At 48.1% G+C, this 17,887-nt stretch carries 20 protein-coding genes, 1 pseudogene and 1 riboswitch; of the genes and pseudogenes, 10 read left to right on the forward strand and 11 right to left on the reverse strand.

Annotated features, from left to right (window positions below):
• The 4 genes and pseudogenes from OM95_RS12800 to OM95_RS12815 form a co-directional block, all read left to right on the forward strand.
• Positions 1 to 338: pseudogene (locus tag OM95_RS12800) on the forward strand (hypothetical protein); the annotation flags it as partial.
• 93 nt (positions 339 to 431) lie between these two features.
• Positions 432 to 1,940, forward strand: coding sequence for an MmgE/PrpD family protein (locus OM95_RS12805; RefSeq protein ID WP_041874561.1), 1,509 nt, complete (start codon positions 432 to 434; stop codon positions 1,938 to 1,940).
• A gap of 113 nt (positions 1,941 to 2,053) precedes the next feature.
• Entirely contained in the window at positions 2,054 to 2,953 is a 900-nt protein-coding gene (prpB, locus tag OM95_RS12810) for a methylisocitrate lyase (RefSeq protein WP_041874563.1), read from the forward strand.
• A gap of 88 nt (positions 2,954 to 3,041) precedes the next feature.
• Complete coding sequence (locus OM95_RS12815; RefSeq protein ID WP_041874566.1) at positions 3,042 to 3,626, forward strand: TIGR00730 family Rossman fold protein; 585 nt, start codon at positions 3,042 to 3,044, stop codon at positions 3,624 to 3,626.
• A gap of 23 nt (positions 3,627 to 3,649) precedes the next feature.
• Here the strand turns inward: OM95_RS12815 and OM95_RS12820 are convergent, their stop codons facing one another.
• Positions 3,650 to 3,985: an SMR family transporter gene (locus OM95_RS12820; protein WP_041874569.1), complete on the reverse strand. Its 336-nt coding sequence runs from the start codon at positions 3,983 to 3,985 to the stop codon at positions 3,650 to 3,652.
• Between the two features lie 23 nt (positions 3,986 to 4,008).
• Positions 4,009 to 4,071: riboswitch (guanidine-III (ykkC-III) riboswitch) on the reverse strand.
• A gap of 113 nt (positions 4,072 to 4,184) precedes the next feature.
• On the opposite strand from OM95_RS12820, the gene OM95_RS12825 reads away from it, so the two are divergent.
• Positions 4,185 to 5,204 (forward strand): lipoate--protein ligase, encoded by a 1,020-nt coding sequence (locus OM95_RS12825; RefSeq protein ID WP_041874571.1) that lies wholly within the window; start codon positions 4,185 to 4,187, stop codon positions 5,202 to 5,204.
• Positions 5,205 to 5,206: 2 nt separating this feature from the next.
• Here OM95_RS12825 and OM95_RS12830 read toward each other — a convergent pair whose 3' ends face one another.
• Entirely contained in the window at positions 5,207 to 5,698 is a 492-nt protein-coding gene (locus OM95_RS12830; protein ID WP_041874574.1) for a hypothetical protein, read from the reverse strand.
• Positions 5,699 to 6,013: 315 nt separating this feature from the next.
• Here OM95_RS12830 and OM95_RS12835 point away from each other — a divergent pair, with 315 nt between their 5' ends.
• The gene (locus tag OM95_RS12835) at positions 6,014 to 6,583 is read left to right on the forward strand and encodes a hypothetical protein (RefSeq protein ID WP_041874577.1); all 570 of its coding nucleotides are present in this window, start codon (positions 6,014 to 6,016) and stop codon (positions 6,581 to 6,583) included.
• A 2-nt stretch (positions 6,584 to 6,585) separates the two neighbouring features.
• Here the strand turns inward: OM95_RS12835 and OM95_RS12840 are convergent, their stop codons facing one another.
• The 4 genes from OM95_RS12840 to OM95_RS12855 all read right to left on the reverse strand — a co-directional run bounded on the left by OM95_RS12840 (position 6,586) and on the right by OM95_RS12855 (position 9,142).
• Complete coding sequence (locus OM95_RS12840) at positions 6,586 to 7,362, reverse strand: SDR family oxidoreductase (protein ID WP_041874580.1); 777 nt, start codon at positions 7,360 to 7,362, stop codon at positions 6,586 to 6,588.
• Between the two features lie 12 nt (positions 7,363 to 7,374).
• Entirely contained in the window at positions 7,375 to 7,767 is a 393-nt protein-coding gene (locus OM95_RS12845; protein WP_291516331.1) for a prolyl oligopeptidase family serine peptidase, read from the reverse strand.
• A 1-nt stretch (position 7,768) separates the two neighbouring features.
• Positions 7,769 to 8,692 (reverse strand): 4,5-DOPA dioxygenase extradiol, encoded by a 924-nt coding sequence (gene ygiD / locus OM95_RS12850; protein WP_291516333.1) that lies wholly within the window; start codon positions 8,690 to 8,692, stop codon positions 7,769 to 7,771.
• A gap of 75 nt (positions 8,693 to 8,767) precedes the next feature.
• Positions 8,768 to 9,142, reverse strand: coding sequence for a DUF1304 domain-containing protein (locus OM95_RS12855; protein WP_041874583.1), 375 nt, complete (start codon positions 9,140 to 9,142; stop codon positions 8,768 to 8,770).
• 204 nt (positions 9,143 to 9,346) lie between these two features.
• Between OM95_RS12855 and OM95_RS12860 the strand changes: the two genes are divergently transcribed.
• On the forward strand, positions 9,347 to 10,513 hold the full coding sequence (locus tag OM95_RS12860; RefSeq protein ID WP_041874586.1) for a bifunctional 2-methylcitrate synthase/citrate synthase: 1,167 nt from the start codon (positions 9,347 to 9,349) through the stop codon (positions 10,511 to 10,513).
• A gap of 56 nt (positions 10,514 to 10,569) precedes the next feature.
• Here OM95_RS12860 and OM95_RS12865 read toward each other — a convergent pair whose 3' ends face one another.
• Positions 10,570 to 11,493: a hypothetical protein gene (locus OM95_RS12865; RefSeq protein WP_041874588.1), complete on the reverse strand. Its 924-nt coding sequence runs from the start codon at positions 11,491 to 11,493 to the stop codon at positions 10,570 to 10,572.
• A complete protein-coding gene (locus OM95_RS12870; RefSeq protein WP_041874591.1) occupies positions 11,490 to 12,068 on the reverse strand; it encodes a hypothetical protein in 579 nt (192 codons plus the stop codon). Before OM95_RS12870 ends, OM95_RS12865 begins: the two co-directional genes overlap by 4 nt.
• Before the next feature lie 107 nt (positions 12,069 to 12,175).
• Here OM95_RS12870 and OM95_RS12875 point away from each other — a divergent pair, with 107 nt between their 5' ends.
• Positions 12,176 to 13,243, forward strand: coding sequence for an alkaline phosphatase D family protein (locus tag OM95_RS12875; RefSeq protein ID WP_041874593.1), 1,068 nt, complete (start codon positions 12,176 to 12,178; stop codon positions 13,241 to 13,243).
• Here OM95_RS12875 and OM95_RS12880 read toward each other — a convergent pair whose 3' ends face one another.
• The 3 genes from OM95_RS12880 to OM95_RS12890 all read right to left on the reverse strand — a co-directional run bounded on the left by OM95_RS12880 (position 13,244) and on the right by OM95_RS12890 (position 15,363).
• Entirely contained in the window at positions 13,244 to 13,831 is a 588-nt protein-coding gene (locus OM95_RS12880; protein WP_291516335.1) for an alpha/beta hydrolase, read from the reverse strand.
• A 172-nt stretch (positions 13,832 to 14,003) separates the two neighbouring features.
• A complete protein-coding gene (locus OM95_RS12885) occupies positions 14,004 to 14,375 on the reverse strand; it encodes a group III truncated hemoglobin (protein ID WP_041874596.1) in 372 nt (123 codons plus the stop codon).
• Between the two features lie 28 nt (positions 14,376 to 14,403).
• Positions 14,404 to 15,363, reverse strand: coding sequence for a LysR substrate-binding domain-containing protein (locus OM95_RS12890; RefSeq protein ID WP_041874599.1), 960 nt, complete (start codon positions 15,361 to 15,363; stop codon positions 14,404 to 14,406).
• Between the two features lie 198 nt (positions 15,364 to 15,561).
• Between OM95_RS12890 and ahpC the strand changes: the two genes are divergently transcribed.
• Both ahpC and ahpF read left to right on the forward strand, forming a co-directional pair.
• Positions 15,562 to 16,128: an alkyl hydroperoxide reductase subunit C gene (gene ahpC, locus OM95_RS12895; protein WP_041874602.1), complete on the forward strand. Its 567-nt coding sequence runs from the start codon at positions 15,562 to 15,564 to the stop codon at positions 16,126 to 16,128.
• A 155-nt stretch (positions 16,129 to 16,283) separates the two neighbouring features.
• Positions 16,284 to 17,849, forward strand: coding sequence for an alkyl hydroperoxide reductase subunit F (ahpF, locus tag OM95_RS12900; protein WP_041874604.1), 1,566 nt, complete (start codon positions 16,284 to 16,286; stop codon positions 17,847 to 17,849).
• Positions 17,850 to 17,887 lie beyond the last annotated feature (38 nt).

The following is a 17,887-nucleotide window of genomic DNA, read 5'->3' on the forward strand; positions in this document are numbered from 1 at the left end:
CCTTCCTTGCCGAGGGCCCCGCCGCAACCGACCCTTATTTGGAAATCAATTGCTCGCCGAACGGGCACTGGAATGCCTATAGCTTTAGCAGCTACCGCACCGGCATGACCCCGGCCGATAAGATTTCCGTGGTTCTGAAAGAGCGCAGCGGCGAAACAAACCGGGTGCGCTTTCACATCGAAATCAAGGGTTATGAAGCGTCAAAAGCGGCCTATTTGGGGCTGACCGCCGTGATTGAATTCACCAACGGTGAAAAAAGCTACTGGGCCTTGAGACATCCCGACACCACCCCGAATTTCCATGACAAAAAAGGCTGGGATAGCGTCACGACGCGCTGAATGAACCGGCGGCCCACAGTCTGATTCTTGACCCTTTCTGACGGCCAAGTTAGCTTGAACCGTTTTGATTTTTCTAATCCAGAAAGGGACTTTATGAAAAAACATCTCGTACGTGTTTATCCGTCTAAAGAAAAGTTGGATCGCAAGGATCAACTTGCTTGGAAAATTGCAGAAATTGCTTCTGACAATGCGCCCATCAAAGCTGACGTCGTCGACATGGTTATCAATCGCATCATCGACAATGCCTCTGTCGCTATTGCGGCTGCCAACCGCCGCCCAGTCGCTTCGGCACGCGCCATGGCCATTGCCCATCCTCGCAATGCTGGTGCGACGGTCTTCGGTATGCCCAATGATCAAAAATTTGACTGCGAATGGGCGGCCTGGGCCAACGGAACAGCCGTTCGTGAATTGGATTTCCATGACACTTATCTAGCGGCTGACTACTCTCACCCCGGCGACAACATCCCGGCTATTTTGGCAGTGGCGCAACAGATGGGTAAAAATGGTAAAGAACTTTTGAAAGGCATCGTGACGGGTTACGAAGTGCACGTCGACCTAGTAAAAGCCATCTGCCTTCACAAACACAAAAAAGACCATATTGCTCACTTGTGCCCGGCTCAAGCGGCAGGTATCGGCACTTTGTTGTCTTTGCCAACTGAAACTATTTTCCAAGCGGTGCAACAAGCGGTTCACGTGTCTTTCACGACTCGTCAATCTCGCAAAGGGGAAATCTCTTCTTGGAAAGCTTACGCTCCAGCGCACGCCGGAAAATTGGCGGTTGAAGCCGTGGACCGTGTGATGCGTGGTGAAGGTGCGCCCTCTCCGATTTATGAAGGTGAAGACTCAGTCATCGCTTACATGCTTGATGGTAAAGATGGAAAATACGAAGTTCCACTTCCAGAACCGGGCGAAGAAAAGCGCGCAATCCTTGAGACTTACACGAAAGAACACTCGGCAGAGTATCAATCTCAAGCTTTGATCGACTTGGCTCGCAAAATGAAACCAATGATCAAAAACTTCGACGACATCCAATCCATCGTGATCCACACATCACATCACACTCACTATGTGATCGGTACTGGCGCGAACGACCCCCAAAAAATGGATCCCAATGCTTCCCGCGAAACTCTGGATCACTCAATCATGTACATTTTCGCAGTGGCACTTCAAGATGGCACTTGGCACCACGTTAATTCGTACGCTCCGGAGCGCGCGAAACGTGCTGACACTGTGGCTTTGTGGCACAAAATTTCCACTGTTGAAGATAAACAATGGACAGCTTGGTACCACGAAACTGATCCAGATAAAAAACGCTTCGGCGGTCGCGTAGAAATCACCATGAAAGACGGTTCTAAGATCGTTGACGAATTGGGCGTGGCTGATGCGCATCCTGCGGGGGCTCGTCCCTTCAAGCGTGCGGACTACATCCGCAAGTTTGACACTTTGACTGAAGGAATCATCACGAAGGCCGAACGGGATCGTTTCATCGGTCTTTGTGAGCGTCTTGAGTCTTTGACGGCTGAAGAAGTTCAACAGTTGAATGTTCAGATTCCTATTGAGAAGCTTGTTAACAACAAACGCGATAATAAAGGGATCTTCTAGATCCTAGATCTCGGTGCGAGAGCGGAGGGAACGCCTTTAGAGGCAACTCCGCTCTACCACGACGTCTAAGCATATGCACGACGGCCCGAAGGGTTTGAGAAAGATGAGGAACGATGTTATTTCCTGAAATTACTCCCGCTCAAAAACGTAAGAATTTTCGTGAGGCCTTGAAGTCAGGGAAGCTTTTGCAGTTTCCGGGGTCTTGGTCACCGCTGGTAAGTATGGCAATTGAAAAAGAAGGCTTTGATGGAGTTTACATCTCGGGGTCGGTTCTTTCAAATGATCTTGGCTATCCCGATATCGGTTTAACGTCTTTGACTGAGGTGGCTCAGCGCGGTCGTCAGATAGCTCGCACAACGAAGCTTCCGACGATTATTGATATCGACACCGGGTTTGGTGAGCCGATGAGTGCAACTCGCACCGTGCAAGAAATGATCGAGATGGGTCTTGCAGGTTGCCATATCGAAGATCAAATCAATCCAAAGCGTTGTGGCCACTTGGATGGTAAAGGCCTGGTGACTCGCGAAGAGGCCACGCGCAAAGTGGCAGCAGCGGCTCGCGGTAAAAAGTTGGATGAAAATTTTCTTTTGATCGCTCGTACTGACGCTCGTGCGGTGGAAGGCTTGGACAAAGCGATTGATCGCGCCAAAGCTTATATCGATGCGGGTGCGGATTGTATCTTCACCGAAGCTTTGGAAACAGAAAAAGAATTTGAAACTTTCCGCAAGGCAGTTTCAGTTCCTCTTCTTGCTAATATGACCGAGTTCGGTAAAGGTCGCCTGTACACGTATCAAGAACTTTCTAATCTTGGTTACAACATCGTGATTTACCCTGTCACGACCTTCCGTCTGGCGATGGGTGCCACGGTGGCAGGTCTTTCTGAAATCAAGGCCAAAGGAACTCAAGAAGGTCTTTTGGACAAAATGCAAACTCGTAAAGATCTGTATGCGCTGTCTCGTTACGACGAATACAATTCTTTCGATACCAGCATCTTCAACTTCACGTTGAAATAGATCCCCGCCTTCCTTTTAAAGAAAGGAATCGGGTCCATGGGAAAAAGGCACAAACACCTTTTTCCCATTTTTTTTGAAGAGGGCGCTGATGAAAAGTATCTGTGTTTTTTGTGGTTCAAGCCCTGGTGCACGTCCAGAGTATATCGCCATGGCAAAATTGCTTGGCACGACCCTGGCGCAAAAAGATATCACGCTAATCTATGGCGGTGCCCAAGTGGGCTTGATGGGCGCGGTCGCTGATGCAGTTATGGCCGCCGGCGGAAAAGCCATTGGCGTGATTCCGCAGTTGCTGATGACTAAAGAAGTCGCGCATGCGCGTTTGACTGAGCTTCGGGTTGTGGATTCCATGCACTCTCGCAAGGCTTTGATGTCGGAACTGTCAGACGCTTTTATCGCTCTTCCTGGGGGCTTTGGAACCTTTGAAGAACTTTTTGAAATCACCACGTGGGCGCAACTGGGACTTCATCAAAAACCCATTGGGGTTCTGGATGTGGCAGGCTTCTACACACCTTTAAAAGGTCTGGTCGAAGCTGGAATGCACGAACAATTCATTCGGGAAGAATATCGCAGCCTGATGGTCTTTGCGGATTCACCGGAAGAAATGCTCGAGAAGTTTGCGCACTACGTTCCGCAACCTCTTCCCAAATGGATCAACTCTTCGTCACAGACTTAAAAGCGCGCGGGGGCTCTTACCCTTCACTGCGCCCCTGAGGTCACTTTAAGACCGATGATAGACACCAACAAAAGCGCCAGGAAAAAAAGTCGCCCTGGCGTCACCGCTTCTTTGAAAAGAATGATACCCAAGATGGCTGCGCCCAAAGCGCCGATGCCGACCCAGATTCCGTAAGCGGTGCCGATGGGCAGCACATTCGCGGCTTTGGCCAACAAAAACATACTGCCAGCCAACGTTAGCAAGGTGAAGATACTGGGGCCTAGTTTCGTAAATCCGGCGGTGTATTTAAGACCGATCGACCAACCCACTTCTAAAATGCCTGCGATCACTAAAAGAATCCATGCTTTTGTGTTAGACATACCAACACTCCTTTCCTTAGAAAAAAGCGTCGTCTTGTCCTAACCGGGTACGTCGCACATCGTCCGGGTATTGCGCCAATAATAGCGAGCGGAATACAACTCTATTTAATTCGTTTACAGGCGGAAAGTCAATATTCCCGACGGGACCTGAGGCCGCTGGTCCCTTGACGATGTGCTCGAGTCGGACTAGGTTACGAGCATGCAAAAACTTAAAGTCTTTCTGTCTGATAGTTTGAATCCTCACCTGAACTTAGCCACGGAAGAGTGGATCTTTCACAATTTGGATCCTTCTCAACAAATTCTTTTTTTGTGGAGAAATGAAGAAACCGTGGTTATCGGCAGAAATCAAAATCCCTGGACCGAATGCAATCTTGCGCAGATGAAAGCAGATCACGTTCACTTGGCTCGCAGAACCACGGGGGGCGGCGCCGTGTTTCACGATCTGGGAAATACCAATTTCACTTTTCTTTCACCGAAAGAATCCTATAAACGTGAAAACAATGTGCAGATTATTTTTGATGCTTTGAAAACTTTTGGTATTCAAGGCGAAGCTTCGGGAAGAAATGATCTGCTGATCCCTTTCCACGACGGCCCCCGCAAGTTCAGTGGCAGTGCCTATCGGGAAAAAAAGGACCGCGCCTTTCACCACGGGACTTTGCTTCTTCATACCGACCTTGCCCGTCTTGGGAACTATCTGACCCCTAATCCCAAAAAACTTCAGTCCAAAGGCAAAGAGTCTGTGCGGGCGCGTGTCGCCAATCTCAATGAAGTGGCCTCGGAAATCCGTCACGAGCGCATTGTTGAAACCATGGTCGCTGCCTTCGAAAAATTTTATGACGCCAAAGCCGAAGTGGTTTCCTTGACGATGGAAAGTCTGAAACAAATGCCCGAGCTGAATAGCCAGTATGAATCACTAAGCTCCTGGGACTGGTTGTATGGCAACACCTTGGAATTTAGTCACAAGATGGATGAATATCTGTCTTTGGGTTTTTTCGATTTTCAATTTAAAGTCGAGGACGGCACAATCAAAGAACTTCGCATTTTCACCGACTGCCTGTATCCGCAGTTGGTCGAAGACCTGACGAATGAACTTCGTGGTTCCCCTTATCGTGGCGATGCGATTAAAAACGCCTTTGGCAAGATCCAGGCAAAATACCCGGATCTTTCCGCAGGACTGACAGAGCTCGAACAATGGCTCTGCCGCCAAATTGAAATTTAAAACTATTTAACTCGCTTCAGATTGCGGCATTCGTACTGTTTGTAAACACGACTGCCGTCAGCTTGAAATACGTGATCAAAATAAAGATTCGCGGCCAAGACTCGGCCTGTACCGTCGCTGGCAATCTTCACTTCCGCGGAAGAAGACTTATCTAACTTGAATGAATAAGCATGGAATCCGTCCTGATATAGATAAGGTCCTGAGACTGACGTTTTGTATTGAGCTTTGCGAGCATCACCTTTGGTAAGAGCCTCGGGAGTTTCAACCTCGATGCTTTTTACTTCACCCTGACTATTGACGTTCAAGGCCACCGCACACGCTCGTTCAGTGATATTCAATTTTTTGCAGCCCAGGTCCTTCGCAAAGAAACCGCCTGTATCTGCACACTGCTTGCGTGCCGCCAAAGAACCATGAAACACAAGAGTTTCGGCCTGAGCTCCGATGGAGAACATCATTACGATCGCTTGTACCAGAAACGCCCTTTTCGTCGTCATAAGAAACCTCCGTTTGATTTCGTTCTAAAGAAAGCAACATGTGTTCCAAAATGAGATCGAAGGCAATGAATCCTCACCTTTACAAGGGCGCCCAAGTTCTTGGCAAGTGACAAAAGAGGGCTGCTGCTTGTACAGGCAAAGACGCTCTTCTTTCCATGTGCCCAAAATGGTTACCAAACGAAAAGATCGACAGTCGTTTTTCGCTCCTGAGCGAACAAGACGAATCTCATCCGGGTATAAAAATGGCTTTGAAATTCCTTGAATGTTTTAACACCGGGAGTAGCTAGCTTCCGATGCACATATAAGGGAGAACTTATGATCAATGCTAAAAGAGTTTTGTCAATTGCAACAACAGCACTTCTGTTCGGATTCAGCGGCCAGGCGTTGGCTCTTTCAATGGAGTGTTCGGTGAATATGACGACGGCCACATCTGGCGGATTGATGCCGATCGAGAAAGCCATCACCCTGAACGCCACCGAAATTCAGCAGGAAACTCGTTTAGAACTCGCAAAGTGCAGCGACACGACTTTAGCGGGTATGACCGTGAAGCTCTGTGCGATTGAAGATGGCGACGCAGCGGGTGTGTTCCATGCGGAGCTCAGCATTGAGCGTGAAGCCGGAGGCGACGAGCTGGATTTCACGGCGGCTCGAGATATTTTGGCTCTTTCCAAAAAACAACAACGGGCTTTGGTTTCTGTCGTTTCAGAAAGTGCTCTTTCACCTCACTTCGTTAAAAAGATGGACGACGCCAACATGACTTTCCCCGAGTATAAGGGTGGCGATTCGTTGATGATCGATGAAGCCGTGGCGGCCGCCTTTAAAAAAGGTGTCTTAAATAAAAGCGACGTCGTTACAGTAGGTATCGAGCGCTGCCGTATTAAATAATCTTATAAAGACGGAGTTCTGCCGCCATCCACAGGAAGATTGATACCTGTAATATAGGAGGCGGCAGGGCTGGCCAAAAACGCGATGGCTTCCGCCATTTCTTTCGGCTCGCCAATACGCCCCAGGGGCACCGTTTTTTCCCAACTTTCCTCGACTTGTTTTAAACTCGTTTGAGAATTTTTCGCCGCAGATTCCAGCAAAGACGTCAGACGATCCGTTTTAATATAACCCGGTAAAACATTATTCACAGTGATCGCAAAGGGCGCTAGTTCTGCCGCCAAGGTTTTTGACCAACTTGCCATCGCTCCCCGCACCGTGTTTGACACCCCTAAATTCGGCAGCGGATTTTTCACAGACGTCGAAATGACATTCAGGATACGCCCGTAGTGGGACGCCTTCATCGCTGGCAAAACCGTCTGCACTAAAAGATGAGCCGCATAGAGGTGCGCTTTCATGGGCGCGGTAAATTCATCAACCTGCGCTTCATGCAAGAGACCCGCTTTCGGGCCGCCAGCATTGTTAATTAAAATCTGAATGTTTTCTTTTTTCAATTCAGGTAAAAAAGTCGTTAGTTCTTCCGTGTTCGCAAGATCCACGACGTAGTACTGATGACCCTCGCCTAAAAGTTCCGCCATCAGCGTTTGCAATTTTTCTTCAGTGCGGGCCAGGGCGATGATTCTTGCACCACGTTCCGCCAAAAGCAGAGCGGTCGCCTTGCCAATGCCGCTTGAAGCTCCGCACACTAGGGCTGTTTTTCCATGAAGACTCCACGAATCCATTGCGCCGCCTTTTTAAAAGTTATCTTTAAGCCAGGCTTGCATGTCACTCTTCATGTCAGAAGTGATCTCATGTCCGGCTTGGTAAGTTTTAAAGCTAAAATCGAAACCGGCCTTTTGCAAAGTATCCGCGCTGGCCTGGGCATGAAATAACGGAAGTTTGTTGTCTTGCATTCCATGCAGCAAAAGAACTTTCGGTGTTGTCGTCTTTAAAGCCGTGGTGACGCTGGCCGAAGTCTCCTGCAAAGTTCTGCCACCCACAGCAATAATCCCATGGACAAGACCCGGCTCGGCGAGATCCCGTTCATTGGAACCAACACCATGTAAAGCGACGATCACCGGGAATTTTTCCGCCCCTGTCTTTTGCGCCGGAATGAAAATGGCCTGCAATTTTGATTCGTTCGTCATTTCAACCTTTCTTCCCAAAGCTAAAACCGCGCATAGAAATAGAACCCATATCATAACCTTCAAACTGGAATGCCAGTTCATCCTTTTCATCCGCGGCTCCTAAGACGTAAAGCATGGGCCAATAGTGATCTGGGGTTGGAACACTTAAACGTCCCGCTATGTTTTTCGCGAAGTCGTCGGTCAAAGCTTTGAAGTCGCGAGCCAGCAGTTTTGCTTTTACCCACTCGTCAAATTCAATCGCCCAGTCTTCCCCTTGCAAGGGTTTGTCCCAATTGGCGCGACGAAGATTGTGCACAATATTGCCACTGCCGACGATCAAGACGCCTTGTTCTCTTAATTTTTTTAGAGTCTGCCCCAACTCGAAGTGAAAAGAGCCAGGCTCTGACATATCGATACTTAATTGCAGGACGGGAATGTCGGCTTTAGGGTACATATTACGAAGAACTGCCCAGGTGCCGTGATCAAGTCCCCAGGCACTGTCATCGCCGTGAATTTTCGGTGTCCTTGCAAGCTCCTGAATTTGTTTTGCCAGCTCTGGATTTCCCGGCGCTGGATATTGCATGTCAAATAGTTCTTGGGGAAATCCATAGAAGTCATGAATGGTGCGAGGTTTTTCCATCCGCGTGACCCAGGTCCCCGCGCTCAACCAGTGCGCGGAAATCACTAAGATCGCTTTGGGTACGGCGATGTCTGAGCCCAGCTGAGCCAGACTTTGCGTGAATGGATTTTCCTGAATCGCATTCATGGGATTGCCGTGGCCGATAAACAGCACGGGCATTTTTTCCGCACCTTGTTTCGCGGTCAGATTCAAAAGAGTTTTTAATTGATCAGGCATTTGCAATCTCCCAAGGCCGAGTGCTGTCAATGCGCCTCCCGCACCGATCAGCAAAGACCTTCGACTGAAAGAACGTGTTCTTTTACTCATGCCTTTATTATTCAGGAAAAAACACTGTTCTAAAAGACGTCAAAACTGCATAACACTGTTCTATTTCTGTCTATTTTAGCTTTTCAGGTAAGGAAAGAGGGCGATGGCGGCGGGAACGAGTTGAATCAGCGCCCCTCGCCACATTTTTCGCGGATTTGAAAAAAGCAGAACTAAACCGGCGCCACAAATGGAAAGAAGTGCGTAGATAATAAGTGTCGTACCCATTGCGTAAGTCATCTCGCCCGTTCTAAAGTGCAATCCCGTAAAAATCGCAATGGACAAGAAGAGATTGTAAAATCCCTGATTGAACGCCAGATTTTTTGTTGCCGCCACATCCTGCGGCTTCACACCGAAAATGCGGTTGATGCGCGGCCGCCCCCACAGCAGACTTTCTAAGATAAAAAAATAAACATGCAAAAGAGCCGGAAGAAGAGCGAATGATATTTCCATGTCTTTCAGTCTTCAGACGCTGGGCAGTCACGTCAAGAGGTCTTCCTCAAGGGCTCTCCCCTCGCCGCGGCTGGCAAAGGCGGGGTTCATTGTTTCGCAGTGGTTGACCCACGCAGAACCCCGAGCTAGCTTGAGCCATTGCTTTAACGACATATTATGCGCCGCATTTTTAAACAAATGCCGACGCCTTCTTGCGGAGGAAAAATGGCTGAATATATCAATCCAGATTACGTTCCAGAACCGGATAAAATGAATGTGAAAAAGGGCCTTGAAGGCGTGGTTATGGATACTTCCAAAGTATCTAAAGTAAACCCGCACACCAACTCTTTGATCTACCGTGGTTACCCAGTTCAAGACTTGGCGGAAAACTGCTCATTCGAAGAAGTGGCTTATCTTCTTTACAACAACGAGTTGCCGACGGCTTCTCAACTTGCTGACTTCACGAAAAAAGAGCGCGGCTACCGCGAGATCTCAACAACTTTGTTGAACGTGATCAAAGCCCTTCCACAAAAATGTCATCCGATGGATTCCATCCGCACTGCAGTTTCTTTCTTGGGAACTGAAGATGCTCGTATCTGGGATGCGAGCCCTGCGACAAACATGGATAAAGCGATCCAGTTGTTAGCTAAAATTCCAACGATGGTGGCCGCAGACTACCGTTTCAAAAAAGGTTTGGATTTTATTCCTCCGAAAGCGGACTTGACGATTGCCGAAAACTTCTTCCACATGTGCTTTGGTAAAGTGCCACAAAAAGAAGTCGTAAAAGCTTTCGACGTTTCTTTGATTCTTTACGCTGAGCACAGCTTCAACGCTTCGACTTTCACGGCGCGTGTTGTGACTTCAACTCAATCTGACATCTACTCTGCGACAGTCGCAGGCATCGGCGCCTTGAAAGGTCCTTTGCACGGTGGTGCTAACGAAATGGTTATGCACATGATGAAAGAGATCGCGGATCCTGCTAAAGCGGAACAATGGATGTTGGATGCTTTGGCTCAAAAGAAAAAAGTCATGGGCTTCGGTCACCGTGTATACCGCTCTGGCGACTCGCGCGTACCAACAATGAAGAAATACGCACAAGTGATGGCGGACGTGACTGGCGAACAAAAATGGATGCAGATGTACACGGCCTTGGAAAAAGTGATGGTAGAGAAAAAGAAAATCTATCCTAACTTGGATTTCCCCGCGGGTCCTGCTTACTACATGATGGGCTTTGAGATCGACTTCTTTACGCCGATCTTCGTGATGGCTCGTACGACCGGCTGGTCTGCGCATATCATGGAGCAAGCCGCTGACAATCGTATCATCCGTCCATTGTCCGAGTACGTGGGCCACGAACAACGTAAAGTTGTTCCTTTGAGCGAACGCAAATAAAGCGAGTTGAAAACTCAAGATAAAAAAGGGAGCCAAAAACCGCTCCCTTTTTCTTTTTAAAGGGCCCCTGCCGCCCTTAAGAAAGCATCCATTCTACCGTTTTTCATAATCGCCATATGGCGAGACATCACGTCAAGATGGCGCTCTTTGTAAAGGTCAAGATAGGTGACATCTTCGGAAATCTCTTGATTCACCGTGATTGTCTTTCCACCTAAGATCCTTTTGTACTCCTTCGACCAAGTATCATTAGCAAGAGCTTTGCCGTCAGGATAAAGACCGCTGATGTAAGAATCAAAAAGAATGAACTTCTTCTTCGCGGCTCTGTTTTCACGAACCCACTTCTGAATATTTTCGTGCGGTCCGTAAAGGGCGTCAAACAACGCGATCGAATTGAGCCCCGGCCGCAAAGAGCGGCGATCCGACAATATCTGATTGATCACTTTTCCAGCCCCACTGTGTCCAGACATTGACCATTTCTGATTTTCTGTCCCTGAAACTTTGGCGATTTTTGCCAGAAACTCATTCACTTGCTTGGCCGACCCCAAGAACGAGCTGTAGTCTTTACCGTTACCGGTGCTTTCCGGGATCACCAATAAACTGGAAGCTTGCGAACGGGCTAAAAAAGCGCCGTAATCTCCGTCGCCATTTTTCATATTGAAATGTCTTTGAATATCCTGAGGACGATCCAAATTATAGCCATGAAAATGCAAATTCACGCTGAGGGCCGCTTGCTGCAAACTTCGGGGAATATAAATATTTACTTTTTGAGGATAACCCGGGATCGCACCTCGGCAGCGGGTTCCGCGCACTTCTTGCGTGCGAGAATCACACGTCCAGCCGGCCGCTGTGAGCTTTTCCGCAACTTGCTGTGAATACATTTGAGTTTGCACAATACTTTTAAAGTCACGAAACTGATGATTCGTGCTCTCGCAGTTTTGCGCAAACGCCCAGGAAAACCACCACAGCAACAATCCGATCATAGATCACTCAAAGGCACGCGCCCATATTTGGGGTTGTCAGCATCTTTAAACTGGGATCTTTCTAAATGATAAGCCTTCAGAACCTCGGGGACATCTTTACGTGTGGACCAACCCAGGCATTCTTTCGTCATATGCAAAGACAGCAGGTAGTCACTTTTTCGAACCATGTTTTGAAAATCAAACTCGCGAAGGTTCTTAAAGCCCCCCGCCGCTTTGCGCACCTGAAAAAGATGAGTCATCGATTCGATATGCGCTAACGTGGCTTCCGAGTACATGTAGCGCATGCGCGATAGATTGATATCTTTGCGCCATCGCTCCCAGAAACTCATTGAAGACGCTTCTAACAATCGGTGCGTTTGACTATCAAGATAGTCGGCCCAACTTTTCGCCTTCTTCCAATGCAAAGCCAGATTGTGAGACGTGCCGACTCTGAGCACCGGGGCGACGTTCTGCGCCTGTCTCACTTTGGGATCATCATTGTCAGTTCCGATTAACAGGACGCTCGCGACCACGAGTGCAAGTCCCAGGAACCAGAAAGCCGCTCTTCTTGAAAATAATGGCAGGTGTTTTCTCATGCCTGTTTTCTAATACAAGCCTTGTGCCGTGTTCTAAACTGAGACAAAAGCTTTGACCCCAACGCCAACCTCGCTTGAAATAGGGCCTTCAGATTCAGAGAGGTCGAATGAAAAAACTTTTGTTGCTTTCGCTTTTTTTCGTCGGATGTTCGCACACGCCATCTTCGTCAACTCTGGGCGCAAAGGCCCCCGTTTCAACTTATGTCTCGGCCATTTCTTATCAGGACCTCGCGCTGGAAAAACCTTTGCAGCGGATTGCCTTCGGTTCCTGCGCCAATCAAGACCAGCCCGAGCCGCTATGGCAGGACATTCGCGAAGCGCAACCGGATCTTTTTCTTTTTATGGGTGACAACGTCTATGCCAGTCATCCGACTCAGCAACCCATTGCCGAACAATACCGTAAGATGGACCAGATCCCCGAATATCTGGCGATCCGCAAAGAAGTTCCATTCATGGCCACCTGGGATGATCATGATTTCGGACAGCGGGATGGCGGCGCCGACTTCAAGGGCAAAGATCAGGCTCGCAAAGACTTTTTGAATTATTGGGCTTATGTGAAAAACAGTCTTCCTCCGGAGCAGCAAGGCGTCTATCACGCAAAAATCATCGGACCAAAGAACAAGTCCGTCCAAGTCATTATGCTAGACACGCGCTATTTTAGAAGTCCCCTTAAAGAAAGTCCCGGCAACGAGGGTAAAGCCCAAGACTATCTTCCGCAAGACGAGGGCACGATTCTAGGCGAAGCGCAGTGGCAGTGGCTAGAGGCGCAACTAAAGCGTCCCGCCTCCGTTCGCTTTATCGTTTCCAGCATTCAACTGATCGCGAAAGATCCTAAATATGAAAAATGGGGGAACTTCCCCAAAGAACGACAGCGCTTTTTTGATTTATTAAAATCCACCAAAGCCAAAAACGTTATTTTACTTAGCGGTGATCGCCATATTGCTTCGATTGCGAAAATGAATCTTAAAAACTATGGCGCCCTTTATGAAATCACTTCCAGCTCGATCAACCGAGCCAATAACTATGCTGATGCGGATACGCACTATGTGGGGCCCGTTTATAGCAAAGAAAATTTTGGGCTGGCTCGCATCGACTGGAAAAAGAGAACCGTCACCGTGGATATTCGCGGCTTCAAAAACAAAGTCGAAAACTCAGTGAAAATCCAATGGCCTTGATTATTTATCAGCCAGGCTCCAATCCACCAGCGGGGCCTGGGGACTGTCCGCGAAACTGCCGTTAAAAAGAGTGCGGGCCCACATCACAGTTTCGTCGATCGCCGAATCCAGATGAGTTTCATCAACCACGACCATCGGAATATCCAAGTCCTGGGCTTTATTTTGAGCGTCGTCAAAGGGCCCTTGAATCAAAATCAGCCCTTTGCAGACGTTCGATTCGCGACAGACTTGTGCCAGATATTCCGCGCCCACACTGACCCCTACGCCAATGATCTTTTCCGGATTGACGGTGCTATGTCTTTGTAAAAAACTTAAGGCCGCATGAATGTCTTCGGTTCTTTTTGAAGGGGACTCCCAAGATTGCGCCGCCCCTTCGTCTTCAGAGTAATAGCTGTGATCCATCACCAGACAGGCAAAACCTTCTTCACTAACTTCCCGGGCGATGTGCTGCGTAAGTTGCCGGGTTGCGCCCGTCATTGAGCCTTCAAAGAGCAATCCCACCAAATGCTCGCTGGGATTTTGGGGCAAATACAAAGAACCTTCCAAAAGACGTCCTTGAGAATGAAAAGTGACCGTGAGTTTCATCATGCGCCTCCGATCCTTAAAGAATAGGAAAAATGTTTTTATTCGGAAATCCCAAGATGGGCGCGATGATTAAAAACATAAGATCGCAGCTGTAACTTTGCAAAGAAAGATCAAAGGCGGCCCGCGTTCAACGGGGACAGTGCGCCGCCACCGTGGCGGTGGCTTGACATATCACCTAATCCAACAAACTCAGATTCATCATAAAATTGCGCGCTATGCGCAGGGCGCGAGACTTCGCCTCTGCCGCTTTCAGACCGACAAAGTTTTCGTCCACCGTTTGCGTAAACAGACGCAGCCATTGCTCAAAGTGTCCTTGCTGTAAGTTCAATTTGATATGTGGCGGAAAAGGACGACCGCGATAAGTGTCGTCGCCTAAGAGCAAGTCCGCCCAAAAATCATAAAGCTTCGGCAAATGCTCATCCCAATCCACCTGCGCAATCTCGGTAAAAACGGGACCAATATAGGGATCCTGCCGAACCTTTGCATAGAATTCGTCGACTAAAAGTTGGATATCGTCCCTGTTTTCAATGGGCCTTTTTTCTTTCATAGGCTTTCTTTCCTCCAAGAAACTGGCTTTAGGTGATCGGCAGAACGTCGAGGTCCTTTGGGCGAATCTTACGAAGTTCTTCCGGAATACATTTCAAGATGGCCTCACCCAAGACTTCGATCAATTCATTCTTATAGTGTTCGCGCCGATACACAAGACCGATTTCGCGAGCTGGAATAGGACGTTCAAATTGCACCAGATGACTGCGCTGTCCGATATGCTCAGCCGCCAGATAAGGCAACAGGGTATATCCACCGTACAGATCGACGAGGTTTTTCAAGGTCTCTAAACTTCCGCTTTCAAATTTGTAGCGGCGACCCACGCCCTTGCTTTTTCGAACCGAGCAAATATCCAGAACCTGATTGCGCAGACAGTGCCCTTCTTCCAAAAGCCAAATATCTTCCATGCTTAGGCTTTGATATTTGATCTTTTTCATTTGCGCGTACTCGTGATTTTTGTCGCACAAAACAGAAAACGGCTCGTAGTACAGAGGGTACTCAAACATCTTCGCCATTTGCGTCGGCGTCGCTAAAATGCCGACATCGATTTCATCAGCGTTCAACGCATCGAGAATCTGATCCGTTTGCAGTTCTTTGATATTCAGCTCGACATCGGGAAACAGCTCTTCACACACCGGTAACAAGCGCGGCAGCAGATAAGGCGCCACGGTAGGAATGACACCAACCACCAAACTTCCCTGCTTGGCGCCCTTTTGTTCTTGCTGGATCAGACTTTCAATTTTTCTGGCCTCAAACAGGACCGTTTGCATTTGCGAGATCAGCTTTTTACCCATCTGTGTCAGAAGCACCGGTTTCTTAGAGCGATCAAAGATCACCACTCCTAAGTCATCCTCTAGTTTCTGAATCTGCATGCTCAGAGTGGGTTGCGTGACGAAACAAGCCTCTGCGGCCTTCGCAAAATGCCCGTATTTATGCACGGCCATAACGTATTCCAGCTGCGTCAAAGAAAAGTTCACTTTTGGCGTCATAAAAATGCCCCTTTATGAGGCATTCTATCAAGATAGAGAAAATCTATCAATAGATATTTATAATCGATTTTCCTAAAATGAGTTGATCCTCTATTCTTATCAACGAAAGATGTTTGCTAACAGAAGTTGCTAGTGAACCTCAGAGTTTTTAGGCTCACGGGCCGCAATTAACCAAACCTTTTATTCGAAGGAGAATAAATGCTTACTCTTATCAACACGCAAGTGCCTGAATTCAAAGTTCAAGCTTATCACAACAATGATTTCAAAACTGTGACTCACAACGATCTTAAAGGGAAATGGTCGATCTTCTTCTTCTACCCTGCGGATTTCACATTCGTCTGCCCGACTGAATTGGGTGACATGGCTGATAAATACGCTGATTTCCAAAAATTGGGCGTGGAAGTGTACGGCATTTCTACCGACACACACTTCACTCACAAAGCATGGCATGATGCTTCTGAGACGATTAAAAAAATCAAATACCCGATGTTGGCAGACCCGACATTCCAATTGACTCGCGCTTTTGGCGTGCACATTGAAGAAGAAGGTCTTGCTTACCGCGGAACATTCCTTGTGAACCCTGCCGGCAAAATCGTTCTTGCGGAAGTTCAAGACAACGGTATCGGCCGTAATGCTGATGAGTTGTACCGCAAAGTTCAAGCGGCGCAATACATCGCTGCGAACCCAGGCGAAGTTTGCCCAGCTAAATGGACTCCAGGTAAATCAACTTTGAAACCTGGTTTGGATCTTGTTGGTAAAATCTAGTTTGTTTTTTTTCACATTCCCCGCTGGCAACAGCGGGGGCACTTTTCCACCCGGTACACTCTTGAACGGAAAAGTGTTTTTATAAGTGCCAAATTCAAGGCGTCGACAGCGCCACAATAAAGTTGGCATTTATAAAAGCACTTTTGGAGGTTGTCATGTTAGATTCTTCCCTCTTAGAACAACTTAAATCTGTCTTCGCAGCTCTGGAAAACACGGTCGAGCTTGTCGTCGAAAACAGCTCTCACGATGACAACAAAGATCTGCTGGAAATGTTGAATGAGGTGGCCAGCACCTCTGACAAAATTGTTGTTCGCAACAGTGGCAGCAGTTCACCAATGCCGCAATTTCATATTGCCTATAAAGGCAAACATACAGGAATTGTCTTCAAAGGAATTCCAGGCGGTCATGAATTCACCTCGTTGATCCTCGCGATCCTTAATACGGATGGCAAAGGCAAGGCCTTAGACAGCCTGATTGCCAGCCGTGTGAAGCGTTTAAAAAAGAATATCACGGTTCAGTCTTATATCTCCTTAACCTGCGAGAACTGCCCGGATGTCGTTCAGGCTTTGAATCAGTTTGCGCTGGTTCACGGCAGCCTACGCCACGAAATTATCGATGGCGGTTATGTTCAAGACGATGTGCAGGCGCTGGGTATCCAAGGGGTGCCCAGTCTGGTGGCCAATGCAAAAATGTTCCATTCCGGCCGCATCCAGCTTTTGGATTTATTAACGAAGCTTGAGAACACTTTCGGTGTGGATGAATCTGCTCCCAGCGAAGATCCCATAAATAAGAATCTGGGACATTTCGATACGCTGGTGATCGGCGGTGGACCGGCGGGAGTTTCCGCTGCGATTTACACCGTTCGTAAAGGTTTGAGTGTCGCGATGATCACCGAAAAAATCGGCGGTCAGGTGCAGGAAACGAAGGGTATTGAGAATCTGATTTCGGTGGTTTACACGGAAGGCCCGCAATTGGCGGCGCAACTCAATCAGCATCTGGCAAGCTATCCGGTTAAACTTTTTGAAAACCGCCGGGTTAAGAAAATTCACAGCAAGGATGGCGTGAAAGCCATCGAACTGGAAAGTGGCGAACATCTGACGGCGGATGCCGTGATCGTAACCACAGGCGCAAAGTGGCGTGAGCTGAATGTGGAAGGCGAAAAAGATTATCTGGGTCGCGGCGTGGCTTACTGCCCGCACTGTGATGGCCCCTTCTACAAGGGTAAAAAAGTGGCCGTCATTGGTGGCGGTAATTCTGGTGTCGAGGCCGCGATTGACCTTGCGGGCATCGTGCGCGAAGTGGTGGTCTTTGAATACAATGACCAGCTTAAAGCGGATAAAATTTTGGTGGATAAATTAAAGTCTTTGCCGAATGCCTCTATCATCACCAGCGCGAAGACGCAAAAAGTGCTTGGCGATGGTCAGAAAGTCACGCAACTTGAATATGTCGATCGCACTCTGGATAAAACCGAGAAGATTGATATTGATGGCATCTTCGTGCAGATTGGCTTAGTGCCCAACAGTCAATTCTTGAAAGACACGGTGAACTTAAGCAAATTTGGCGAAATTGTTATCGACGAAAAAGGTCGAACTTCTGAACCGGGCATTTATGCCGCCGGTGACGTGACTACGACGCCTTACAAACAAATTGTGATCGCAATGGGCGAAGGGGCCAAGGCCGCCTTGGCTGCTTTCGAAGATCGCATGTACAAACACAGCTAATAAAAAAAGGGACCCTTGTTGGTCCCTTTTTTATTTAG

The organism is Bdellovibrio sp. ArHS (assembly GCF_000786105.1).
Taxonomy (GTDB): domain Bacteria; phylum Bdellovibrionota; class Bdellovibrionia; order Bdellovibrionales; family Bdellovibrionaceae; genus Bdellovibrio.